We start from the raw sequence: 10,409 nt of genomic DNA on the forward strand, positions 1-10,409 counted from the left end.
GGAGGACAGCCATGTCGAATTCAGAAACGCCCCGCGCGCTAGACCGCGAAGAAGCGGACATGGTCCGGCAAAGCCAGGCCCTGGACGAGCGGTCGCCGGCAGAACTGCGGGAATTGATCGGTCGGCTGCGCGCGCGCCGAGACAAGGCGCAGCGCCAAATCCGCACCCGCGCCCGTTCGGCTCAAGCGCGAGGCGAAACCGCCGGGACCGACACCGGCGCGCGGGAGAAGAAGGCGCTGCTGACGGAGGCGATCGCGCGCGTCGCCGAAGCGATGGACGCCCGTCGGAGCGAGGGCGACGGAGAGACCAAGAGGGCGACCGACAATCTTCGCGACGCAGTCCGCCGCAAGGCTGAGAACCCGACTTGGACCGGCCCCGAGGACCGCACGGCGGATCAAGGACCGATCGAAACTCCAAACACCAAGATCGCCCCCTCGGGCGCCCTGCACGCCGAGGGCATGCGGGCCGCTATTTCGCGCTCGACCGGCAATCGTTGACCCCAGAGACCTGAAGCCCCGCCTGCGGACTTCAGGTCCTAATTTCCAGCAGCTCCAGCTTGGCTTCCTGCTTCGGCCAAGGGAGGACAAGCCGCCAGCGGCTCTGGCCGATTCGCTCCAGAACGCCCACCTGATCGCGTTCCGGGCGATCGCCATAGGCGGGAAAGCCGGTCTCGGCGTCGCTGAGGGCCTGGGCGCCGATATAGACGAGGCGACGATCTGTGTCGGGATAGAGAAGGCCCTGGGTCCGCTGCGACCCCGTCGTCTTGGTCAGAACCAGATCCCCGCCTGGGGTCGTCTCCACCGAACAGGCGAACCAGGGATAGTCGACATAGGCCAGACCGCCGCCCTCCCCGCGCCGCCCCAGCTTGATCGTTCGGCAACGATAGGCGCCGGGAGGCGGCTGAAGGCGATCGGGCAAGCCGGCGTTGGGATCGACCAACGGGCCCAGGGCCTCGACCTCAGAGGCGAAGCCGGCGGCCTCGGCTTCGGCGCGGGCCATACGCCAGGCCTGGTCCAACCGACCGAGCAGGCTGGCGTCGGCCGCCGAGGCGACCTGACGCCAATCGTCGCTTCCGCCTTGAAGCCCGTCTTGAGCCGCGGAAGGTGCGGCAGCGGCAGCGGCTGTCGCGGGCGGCGCGACGCGCGGGGGAACGCCTTCGGCGGGCGTGTTGGCGGCCGGCGAGGTTTCGGCCCGGCTGCCCGGACTGTTCTCGCCGCAGGCGGACACCGCCAAGCCGAGAAGCAAGGGCGCGAAGAATGTCGGGGTGCGGCGCATGATCGGCGTCTCCATCGGTTCAGGAGACGAACGGCCAAGCCGCCGCGCGGTTCAGTCGGTCTTGGCCGGAACCAGTTCGATCAAGTCCAGGTTCGATTCATACTGCGGCCACGGCAGCACCAGACGCCAGCGCGCCTCGCCGATCCGTTCCAGAACGGCGACCAGATCGCGATCACTGTTACGGCCATAGGAGTTGGCGGCCGGTTCCTGGGCCAGGGCCATGGACCCCAGCAACAGCATGTGCCGGTCGTTCTCGGGGAACAGGAGGCCCGAAGGCCTCTGGGAGCCGGTCAATTTGGTGAACTTCAGACCGCGCGGCGTCTGTTCGATGCGACAGGCGAACCAGCCGTAAACCACATAGCCCAGTCCGTCCTCGCCGCCCTGGGAGCCCAGTTTCACGGTGCGGCAGCGGTAGTCGCCGGTCGGCGGGGTCACGCCGGGGCGTGCGGCGGACGGATCGATCAGATCGCCCAGACTGTTCAAATCGCCCGAACCGCGCTGGCGTCGCGCCTGTTGCAGGGCCAGATCCCAGGCGGCGTCACGACGCTGATAGCGATCCCGATCGGTCGAGGTGATGACGCCGCGCCAATCCATCAAAACCCCGCCCGTTCCGGAAGAGGGCGGCGGCGGCGGCGGAGGCGGCGGCGGGGTGGAGGCGCAGGCCGCCAGAGCGAGAAGGCCCGCCAGAGCCAGACCGCCCTTCAGCCCGGCCCCTGGGGCCAGGCGTCGAAGCGAAGGACAAGGCGGACGTATCTGGCGCATCAACGCTTCCCTGTGAAAAGGCGTCCGAGGGACGGACCTTGCGGCGAAGTCGGTCTTTTAGGCCCTTGGTCGGCGGCCCGCGTCAAGACCGCAGCCGCAGATCACGGCTTGGCGGGAGATCAGCCTTCGCTCTCGGCCGCAGCCTCGGCCTTGCGGCGGGGCGCGCGGCGGCGCGGGGCGGGCTCGCCCTCCTCGACCGTCGGAGCGGGGGCGGACGAGCGGGTCAGAAAGCCGGGCAGAGCCGTCGGAGTCTCATCATCGCCCGTTTCGGCTGCAACGGTGGGACGGCGCGACCGGCGCGCCGGCCGCTCGTCCGGCTGAGGGACTTCGCTCTGATCCGAGACCGGAGCCGCCGACTCGGTCTGGGCCGCGGCGGCGGCGTCATCGGCGACCGCTTCGATCGGGCGGCCCTCGCCCGACTGGCCTTCGCCCTGGGTGTCGAATCGGCGCTGACGCTCCTCGCGACGCCGCTCCCAGCGCTCACGGCGGGTTTCGCGGCGACCGCCGCCTTCGCCCTCAGCGCGCATCTCGCCGTCGTCACGCGACGACTGGCCGTCGCGGTCGCGGTTCTGGTCGCGGTCGCGATTGTAGTCGCGCTCCCGGTTTTGATCCCGGTTCTGGTCGCGGCTTTGGGACTGCTCCGCGCGCTCCGCCGCTTCCTGAGCCTGGCGATCCGCCGCCTGCTGCGCCGCCATGAAGGCTGCGGCCTGAGCGCCGGATTCGTCTTCGAAATCGATGTCGAAGCCCTGGTTCGACAGTTCGCGCGCGGCGATGTCGGAGAAGGAGCGTTGGGGCTGAAGCGCGCGCAGAACCCGGTAATAGTGTTCGGCGTGCTGTTGGTAGTTCTCGGCCAGCACCCGGTCGCCGCTGGACGCCGCGTCACGGGCCAGCTGCTGATAGCGCTCATAAACGGTCTGGGCGTTGCCGCGGACCTTGATGTTTTCGGGGCCTTGCGAATCCCACGAACGATTCGGATTGGCGTTGTTGGCGTTATTGGCGCCCGCCTTGTTCCGATTGCGTCCGCGCTGACGCTTCATGCCCTTGAAATCTCTCATTCGCGCTACCGTGTGCAGGGATGGAGCCAAGCCGTCGGGCCGGGTCCGTCCGTTTCGTGGTTCCGTTTCGCTCGGGGCCGATCCCCGATTGTCGATCTGTCGGAATGCCTTGTCGCCCGCATGGTGCGCCGGCCCTGTGGGGACCGACCGTCATGGCCGGCTCAAGCCGCGAACAGCCGGGCGAAAACCCGTAAAGCTGCGTTTGAGTGGGAGACGAGAGAGACTTAGCGTGTGCGCCGTCCCTTTCCAAGGGGTTTTCGACAAAGCGTCGCACCTTGGGCCACGGCTCCGCTTTGCCGACAGCCCTCGGGTGGGCTAGGCAGGCTCTTTAAGGCGACGATGAGGCTTTCTCCCATGCGGGTTCTGGTTCTAGGCGGCGACGGCTTCTGCGGCTGGCCGACGGCCCTGCATCTCTCGGCCCAGGGCTGGGACGTGACCATCGTCGACAATCTGAGCCGGCGGAATATCGACAATGAGCTGGAGGTCCAGTCGCTGACGCCGATCCGCACCATGGGCGAGCGGATCAAGGCCTGGAAAGAGGTGTCGGGCCGCGACATCGGCTTCGTCAACATGACCGTAGGCAAGGAGTTCGACCGTCTGGTGGCCCTGATCCGCGACCTGACGCCCGACAGCGTGGTCCATTTCGCCGAACAGCGCGCCGCCCCCTATTCGATGAAGTCGGCGCGGCACAAGCTGTACACGGTCGACAACAACATCAATGCGACCAACCACCTGCTGGCCGCCATCGTCGAAAGCGGGCTGGACGTGCATCTAGCCCACCTGGGCACCATGGGGGTCTATGGCTACGGCACCGCGGGCCTGCGCATCCCCGAGGGCTATCTGAAGGTGACGGTCGAGACCGACAACGGCCCGGCCGAGCAGGAGATTCTGTTCCCGCCGAACCCCGGCAGCATCTATCACATGACCAAGACTCAGGACGCCCTGCTGTTCCAGTTCTACGCCCGCAACGACGGCCTGCGGATCACAGACCTGCATCAGGGCATCGTCTGGGGCGCCCAAACGGCCGAGACCAGGCTGGACGAACGTCTGATCAATCGCTTCGACTACGACGGCGACTACGGCACGGTGCTGAACCGGTTCCTGATGCAGGCGGCGGTCGGCTATCCGCTGACGGTGCACGGATCGGGCGGCCAGACCCGGGCCTTCATCCATATTCAGGACACGGTGCGCTGCGTCGAACTGGCGCTGAACAATCCGCCCAAGCGCGGCGATCGGGTCAAGATCCTGAACCAGATGACCGAGAGTCGGCGTGTGCGCGACCTGGCCCGGATGGTCGCCGACATGACCGGCGCCGAAGTCCACAATGTGCCCAACCCCCGCCAAGAGGCCGACGAAAACGATCTGGTCGTCGCCAACGACCAGTTCCGGGAACTGGGGCTGAAGCCGATCACCTTGGCTGAAGGTCTGATGCAGGACGTCACCGAGATCGCCCGGCGCTACGCCGAGCGGGCCGATCTGAGCCGCATTCCTTGCGTCTCGGCCTGGAACCAACGCCGCGCCAAGGCGCTGGAAAGCCAAGCGCGGCCGTGCGCGAGTTCGCCCGGTTCGCCCAACATTCTGACCGCCTGAGCCTGCCGATGAACCGCCCCGTCACCGCCCCCTCCCTGCTGGTCTTCGGCGGCGGCTATCTGGGGCGGGCCGCAGCGCGCGAAGCCTTGAAGCGGGGCGGCCAGGCGACAGCCACCTCTCGCGATCCTGAACGCCGACGGTCCCTCGCGGCTGAGGGTGTTTCGGCCATCGACCCTGCGGACGCCGACGCCCTCAGGACCGCGCTGGAGTCGGCGACGGCCGTGCTGATCACAGCGGCGCCGGACGCCCACGGCTGTCCGGGCCTGCGCGCCTTGGCCCCCGTCGCGTCCCAGGCCTGGCCCGATTGGATCGGCTATGTCTCCTCAACCAGCGTCTATGGCGACCGAGCCGGCGGCTGGGTGTTCGAGGACGGGCCGCTGAACGCCGCCAGCCTGGAGGGCGCCCGTCGAGTGCGGGCCGAACGCGACTGGCTGGACGGGGCGCAGGGCATGGGGCTGACAGTCCAGATTTTCCGTCTGCCCGGCTTTTACGGCCCCGGCCGCAACGTCATTGATCGGCTGAGGGACGGCTCGGCGAAACTGGTCCGGAAGCCGGGCCAGGTGTTCAACCGCATCCATGTCGATGACGTGGTGTCGGCGCTGTTCGCCTCCATGAACCGCCCCCGGCCCGGCGCCGCCTATAATCTGACCGACGACGAGCCCTCGCCCGCCGATATGGTGGTGGAATGGGCGGCCGACCGGATGGGCCTGCCCCGTCCGCCGGAAGTCGATTGGACCGACGACAGCGTCAGCGAGGCGATGCGCCGCTTCTATCTGGATTCCAAGCGGGTCTCGAACGCCCTGGCCAAGGCCGAACTGGACTGGCGACCGGCCTATCCCAGTTGGCGGGAAGGCCTGGAAGCCTTGCTGGACGCGCCGCCGCCGCTTCGCCTGGTCGGCTGATCGCGCGTCTCAAGCGCCTCTGTTCTTCTTCAGGAGGCGGTCCCGCGCCGCATTGACTCGGATCGCTAACCCGGCCGTGCCGCCTTGGTCGGGATGGACGCGGCTCATGGCGTGTTTCCAAGCCGCGCGAATCTGCGCCTCGTCCGCGTCCGGAGGGACGCCGAGCACTGCGCGCGCCTCGGCCTCGGTGATCGGCTCGGAACGTACGGGCGTCCGCATCCGCGACGACCAGACCAGATAGAGGCCCGCCGCCGCGAGGCCTGCGCCCCACAGCCAAGCGCCCCTGAAGGCCGCCAAAGCCCCTCCGGCCAGAAGCGCAGACGCAAGCATGGTCGCCGTCACCCGCCAATGGGCCCGGCCGCGTCGTTCCGTCTGTCGTCCCAGTCGCACCAGGGCCCAGACGGCGACGGCCGCGAGGGCCAATCCAATCAGAGCCACGCGGTCATCCGACCTTTCAGGCGGCCACGTCCAGGGGCGCCAGGGCCTGTTCCAGACCCATGGCCTTCATCAGATTGCGCAGCTCCTGGCGGGCCGCGACGTGGGCCAGGGACACCGCCACCGGCCGCACCTCGTTCGACAGGTCCGCAACCGTCAGGCCGAAGGGGAACAGCTCGCGATAGATGACCCGATCACGCAAGCCCGGCCCGACGCGGAAGCCGACCCGCTTGGCCAGCTTGTTCATCCGCTCTTCCAGTCGCTTGCGGTTGCGCGCCTCGGCGACGGCGAGACGGTTCGTCACGACCAGCCAGTCGATGGTCGCTTGCCGGCCCTGGGTGATCGCCCGGACCTTGCGGGCCTCCCAGACGCTTTCGGAATAGATGGAGGGCTTCAGCAGCTCCAGCGAGACTGGGTCCACCTCGCCCAGCAGGTCGAAGTCGACAAAACTGTCGTTCATGGGGGTCACGATCTGATCGGCTCGCGCATGGGCGGCGCTGGACACCGCCGTGTCGCCGCCGGGGGTGTCGATCAATATGGCGTCCACGCCTGCGGCCGCAGCCTCGGCGAAGGCCTTTTCGAAGGCCGCGATCTGCTCATCGGTCCCGCCCTTGGCCAAGGCCTTGCCGTCGCCCATGTCGGGCATGAACGGCTGGGGCAGCGTCTGGCCGTTCGCGGCCAGCCAAGCCTGACGGTTGGTGAAGAAGCGCTGCATGGAGCGCTGGCGCAGATCCAGATCGATGATCGCCACCGTCCGCCCCGCATGCAGCAGGCCGGTGACGATGTGGATCGCCAGGGTGGACTTGCCCGCCCCGCCCTTCTCATTGCCGAGGACGATCACGTGTGGCTGCGTCATGGAGGAAACCCTCTGTGGCGGCCGACGCGACTCAGTGCAGCGCGGCCTTCGGACGCCTTAGACTCGGCGCACAGAGGCCAAACGTCAACGCGGCGTTAACGGCCATCTGTGGACTTTGCTCTGGTGGAAGGGACGCCCGCCGGTCAGCCGGCGCGACGGCACCAGGGATCGGCCACCTGGGCGGCCGCGCACAGGGCGCTGGCGGTCTCGGTTGGAATAGGCCCAACCCGCAGCCGGGTCAGACGACGACCGGCGACCTCGACGTCCTCGAATCGCGGCGAAAAGTCGGACAGATCCGCCTGGGTTCTCAGCCGCGCCCAGGCGGCCCGCGCCGCAGCTTCGCTGGAAAAGGCGCCCAGCTGGATCAGTCGACCCTCCGCCGACGAGGTCGGCCGCGGCTCCGACCGGATGACGGCGGGGCGCAGAACCGGCCTGTCGGCACGATCGACCGCCTCGACAAGCGCAGGAGCGGCGGCGCGCATGGCGGGCTGGACGGCCGGTTGGACCATCCGCGTCACCGCACCCCTTAGACCGGGCTCCCGGTCAGGCTCGGGTTCCGTCCGCCTTTCGTCCGCGCCCAGCCGCCCCGCCATGGCGTCGCGGGCGTCCCACATCTCATAGGGCGTCATCAGGGCGATTTTCACGGGCGAGAATTTTGCAGGCCGCAAACCCTGAGTTTCGGCGCGAGTTTTTTGCGCAGCTGCGGGCCTGGGGGCGTCCGGGTCCATCGGAATCTCGATCGCAGCGATCCGATCGGCGGCGGACTGGAAGGAATGACGGTCGCCCTCGACGGCCCCGCACCCGGCAAGCCCGAGGGTGAGGGCGATCAGAACTGGACGGGTCGCTGCTGCTGGCGTCATAAGCACCACCCTAGTCGCCAGGGCTTGAGGTCTGGTGCATCGACACGCTTAAGGCACAAGGTTAACCGGTTCACCATGACCCAGCCCGCTTCGCTCCTCGTCGTTCGTTCCGTCGCGGAACTGCGCGCCGCGGTACGCGACTGGAAGAGACAAGGCCTGACGGTGGGCCTGGTTCCGACCATGGGCGCCCTGCATGACGGCCATCTGGCCCTGGTGCGCGAAGCCGTTCAGCGCGCCGATCGAGTGGTGGTCTCCAACTTCGTCAATCCGACCCAGTTCGCCCCGACCGAGGATCTGGCCCGCTATCCACGCCAGCAGGCGGAGGATGCGCGGCTGTTGTCCGGCGTCGGCTGCCCTCTGATGTTCGCGCCCGCGCCAGAGGACATGTACCCCGAAGGCTTCGCCACCAGCATCGCCGTGACGGGTCCGGCGATGGGCCTGGAAGGCGATTTCAGGCCTCAGATGTTCGGCGGGGTCGCCCTGGTGGTGACCAAGCTGTTCAACCAGGTTCAGCCGGACTTGGCCGTGTTCGGCGAGAAGGACTATCAGCAGCTGATGGTGATCCGGCGCTTCGTCCGCGACCTGGATCTGCCGATCGACATCGTCGCCGTTCCGACCCAGAGGGACGAGGCCGGCTTGGCCCTGTCGTCGCGAAACGCCTATTTGTCGCAAGACGAATTGGCCGTGGCCCGCCGGCTCAACCGCATCCTGGCGGCGGCGGCGGCCGATGCCGCGTCGGGGCGTCCCCTGCCCGGCGTCGAACGAGACGCCTATGCCGCCGTGCTGAAGGCCGGCTTTGAGCGCATCGACTATGTGGCGGTCCGGCGGGCCGAAGACCTGTCAGTCTTTCGCGACGGCGTGGTCGACGCCCCCGCGCGCATTCTGGCCGCCGCCTGGCTGGGCAAGACGCGGCTTATCGACAACCTGGCCGTCTGAAAAAAGAGCCCGACGCAGGCGCCGGGCTTTGAATGGAAGTTCGGTGATGGTGTGTCCCAGAACGGGACAGATTCATCTGTCCGCCGCTTCGGTTAACGAAGTCCTAACCGCCGCGATCCGGCAGCCATGTGGTCTGACGACCGCTCGGTCCGGTCGGCCAGGTCAGCCGCCATCCGTCGCCGGCCCGTTGCGACTGAAAGTCCGCCTGAGAACCGACGCCGGGATAGTCGAACCGTTCGCCGTCCACGACGATCGACGCTGCACCCCCGTCGGGGGCCGTCGCACGCCAGCTGCCGCCGGTGCGGCTCAGGACCGGCGCCCGCCTTCCGTTGATCGTCACCTCCGGCGGCGGTCCGTTCGCGCGACCGGAGACGATCAGGACCGCGCCGTCGGAATCCACCGCATCCAACCGACCCCGGCCGTCCAGCCGGGTCGTGGGCTCTCCGGCCGCGATCAGGATGATCGGCCCCGCGCCGCCCTGCAGAAGCACCAAGGTCTCGGGCGAGGGCGCGGCGTCCTCCCCGATCTGCACCTCCGGCCTCAGCCGCATGTCGCCTGACGTCAAGGGCGCCCGCAGTTCGAACCGGCCGGCGGCGTCTGCGCTGACCGCCACGGCCGCTCCGTCCCCCGCGCGAAGCACGACTCGGGCGTCGGGCGCCGCCGCGCCTCGAACCACCACCTGTCCCCCCTCGCGCCGAGCGGCGTCAACCGTCGGCGGCTGCGTCCAGGGCGATTCCACCGGGGCGCCCGGCTCGGACGCGACGGCGGCGTCCTTCTTTTCCGAACAGGCGCTCAAGGTCGGCGCCACAAGGACCAGAGCCGTCGATAGGGCCGCCTTGGCGACGATCCAGCGTTTCATCCTTGGTTCCGACACGATATGGCTGGCGCCCAGCGGCCGAGAGTCTGTTAGCTCGATCGCCGCCCGTTTGGCCATGGCCGACGGCGCATCCGTTCATTTCGAGGCCTCATGTCCCTGCCCCCTGTTTCGATCCAGCCTTTCGAAGGCCCCTCCGTCTGCCTGTTCTGCGGTTCGTCCGATCGGGCCGATCCCACCTACGTCCAAGCCGCGCGAGAGTTTGGCAGGGCGACGGCCGAGGCGGGATGGCGCCTGGTCTATGGCGGTGGCGGCGTGGGCCTGATGGGCGCCTCGGCGCGCGGAGCCCATGAGGCGGGCGGACGCGTGCTGGGGATCATGCCGGCCTTCCTGCGCAGCCGCGAGCGCCTGTTCGACGAGGTCGAGACGGTCGTCGTGACTTCCATGCATGAGCGCAAACAACTGATGTACGACCAGTCCGACGCCTTCGTGGTCGCTCCGGGCGGCATCGGAACCCTGGAAGAGGTGGTCGAACTGCTGTCCTGGAAGCGGCTGGATCTCCATCAGAAGCCCGTGGTCTTCCTGAACCTAAACGGCTTCTGGAACGGCTTTTTCGATCTGATGCGTCACAGCGTCGACGAGGGAATGACGCCGGCCGATTTCCTGAACGCCTGGACGGTGGCGGACACGGTGGAGGCTGCGCTGGAGCAGATTCAGACGGATCCCATGGACGGGGCGCGTATCTATGATCGCCGATAGGTGATCGCCGATCACAATCGACGCCGCGCATCTTGACAGTTTTTATCGAAAACTGACATTGACGCCCGACGGCACGACGCCGTTCTTCAATTTCGGAGAGTTTTCATGCGCGTCCTGCTGATCGCCGCCGCCGTTTTCGCCGCCGCCCCCGCCGTCGCCCAGACG

12 protein-coding genes are annotated in these 10,409 nt (G+C 68.0%); 5 read left to right on the plus strand and 7 right to left on the minus strand.

Annotated elements, in window-relative coordinates; all coding sequences use genetic code 11:
• Positions 1–11 precede the first annotated feature (11 nt).
• Entirely contained in the window at positions 12–497 is a 486-nt protein-coding gene (locus AC07XS_RS02670; protein ID WP_182714811.1) for a hypothetical protein, read from the plus strand.
• A 31-nt stretch (positions 498–528) separates the two neighbouring features.
• Here AC07XS_RS02670 and AC07XS_RS02675 read toward each other — a convergent pair whose 3' ends face one another.
• The 3 genes from AC07XS_RS02675 to AC07XS_RS02685 all read right to left on the minus strand — a co-directional run bounded on the left by AC07XS_RS02675 (position 529) and on the right by AC07XS_RS02685 (position 3,092).
• Entirely contained in the window at positions 529–1,275 is a 747-nt protein-coding gene (locus AC07XS_RS02675) for a DUF4893 domain-containing protein (protein ID WP_321208130.1), read from the minus strand.
• Between the two features lie 51 nt (positions 1,276–1,326).
• A complete protein-coding gene (locus AC07XS_RS02680) occupies positions 1,327–2,037 on the minus strand; it encodes a DUF4893 domain-containing protein (protein ID WP_054766203.1) in 711 nt (236 codons plus the stop codon).
• Positions 2,038–2,156: 119 nt separating this feature from the next.
• Positions 2,157–3,092, minus strand: coding sequence for a DUF4167 domain-containing protein (locus AC07XS_RS02685; protein ID WP_182714813.1), 936 nt, complete (start codon positions 3,090–3,092; stop codon positions 2,157–2,159).
• A gap of 339 nt (positions 3,093–3,431) precedes the next feature.
• Between AC07XS_RS02685 and AC07XS_RS02690 the strand changes: the two genes are divergently transcribed.
• Positions 3,432–4,682, plus strand: coding sequence for an NAD-dependent epimerase/dehydratase family protein (locus AC07XS_RS02690; RefSeq protein WP_224764411.1), 1,251 nt, complete (start codon positions 3,432–3,434; stop codon positions 4,680–4,682).
• An 8-nt stretch (positions 4,683–4,690) separates the two neighbouring features.
• Positions 4,691–5,584: an SDR family oxidoreductase gene (locus tag AC07XS_RS02695; protein WP_182714814.1), complete on the plus strand. Its 894-nt coding sequence runs from the start codon at positions 4,691–4,693 to the stop codon at positions 5,582–5,584.
• Positions 5,585–5,593: 9 nt separating this feature from the next.
• On the opposite strand, the gene AC07XS_RS02700 is transcribed toward AC07XS_RS02695, so the two are convergent.
• The 3 genes from AC07XS_RS02700 to AC07XS_RS02710 all read right to left on the minus strand — a co-directional run bounded on the left by AC07XS_RS02700 (position 5,594) and on the right by AC07XS_RS02710 (position 7,519).
• Positions 5,594–6,022, minus strand: a complete 429-nt coding sequence (locus AC07XS_RS02700) for a J domain-containing protein (RefSeq protein ID WP_182714815.1) — start codon at positions 6,020–6,022, stop codon at positions 5,594–5,596.
• A 16-nt stretch (positions 6,023–6,038) separates the two neighbouring features.
• Positions 6,039–6,875, minus strand: coding sequence for a division plane positioning ATPase MipZ (locus AC07XS_RS02705; protein WP_054766206.1), 837 nt, complete (start codon positions 6,873–6,875; stop codon positions 6,039–6,041).
• Between the two features lie 143 nt (positions 6,876–7,018).
• Entirely contained in the window at positions 7,019–7,519 is a 501-nt protein-coding gene (locus AC07XS_RS02710; RefSeq protein ID WP_182714816.1) for an SPOR domain-containing protein, read from the minus strand.
• A 291-nt stretch (positions 7,520–7,810) separates the two neighbouring features.
• Here AC07XS_RS02710 and panC point away from each other — a divergent pair, with 291 nt between their 5' ends.
• Positions 7,811–8,671 (plus strand): pantoate--beta-alanine ligase, encoded by an 861-nt coding sequence (panC, locus tag AC07XS_RS02715; RefSeq protein WP_182714817.1) that lies wholly within the window; start codon positions 7,811–7,813, stop codon positions 8,669–8,671.
• A gap of 103 nt (positions 8,672–8,774) precedes the next feature.
• On the opposite strand, the gene AC07XS_RS02720 is transcribed toward panC, so the two are convergent.
• Complete coding sequence (locus AC07XS_RS02720) at positions 8,775–9,530, minus strand: hypothetical protein (RefSeq protein ID WP_182714818.1); 756 nt, start codon at positions 9,528–9,530, stop codon at positions 8,775–8,777.
• A gap of 108 nt (positions 9,531–9,638) precedes the next feature.
• Here AC07XS_RS02720 and AC07XS_RS02725 point away from each other — a divergent pair, with 108 nt between their 5' ends.
• Positions 9,639–10,244: an LOG family protein gene (locus tag AC07XS_RS02725; RefSeq protein WP_152950680.1), complete on the plus strand. Its 606-nt coding sequence runs from the start codon at positions 9,639–9,641 to the stop codon at positions 10,242–10,244.
• The last annotated feature ends 165 nt before the right edge of the window (positions 10,245–10,409 follow it).

It is taken from the genome of Brevundimonas sp. GW456-12-10-14-LB3 (genome assembly GCF_059424365.1).

Bases quoted from the DNA above. Each gene is read 5' to 3' on its own strand.
- AC07XS_RS02670 (WP_182714811.1), top strand. From the start codon at position 12: ATGTCGAATTCAGAAACGCCCCGCGCGCTAGACCGCGAAGAAGCGGAC.
- AC07XS_RS02675 (WP_321208130.1), bottom strand. From the start codon at position 1,275: ATGCGCCGCACCCCGACATTCTTCGCGCCCTTGCTTCTCGGCTTGGCG.
- AC07XS_RS02680 (WP_054766203.1), bottom strand. From the start codon at position 2,037: ATGCGCCAGATACGTCCGCCTTGTCCTTCGCTTCGACGCCTGGCCCCA.
- AC07XS_RS02685 (WP_182714813.1), bottom strand. From the start codon at position 3,092: ATGAGAGATTTCAAGGGCATGAAGCGTCAGCGCGGACGCAATCGGAAC.
- AC07XS_RS02690 (WP_224764411.1), top strand. From the start codon at position 3,432: ATGAGGCTTTCTCCCATGCGGGTTCTGGTTCTAGGCGGCGACGGCTTC.
- AC07XS_RS02695 (WP_182714814.1), top strand. From the start codon at position 4,691: ATGAACCGCCCCGTCACCGCCCCCTCCCTGCTGGTCTTCGGCGGCGGC.
- AC07XS_RS02705 (WP_054766206.1), bottom strand. From the start codon at position 6,875: ATGACGCAGCCACACGTGATCGTCCTCGGCAATGAGAAGGGCGGGGCG.
- panC (WP_182714817.1), top strand. From the start codon at position 7,811: ATGACCCAGCCCGCTTCGCTCCTCGTCGTTCGTTCCGTCGCGGAACTG.
- AC07XS_RS02720 (WP_182714818.1), bottom strand. From the start codon at position 9,530: ATGAAACGCTGGATCGTCGCCAAGGCGGCCCTATCGACGGCTCTGGTC.
- AC07XS_RS02725 (WP_152950680.1), top strand. From the start codon at position 9,639: ATGTCCCTGCCCCCTGTTTCGATCCAGCCTTTCGAAGGCCCCTCCGTC.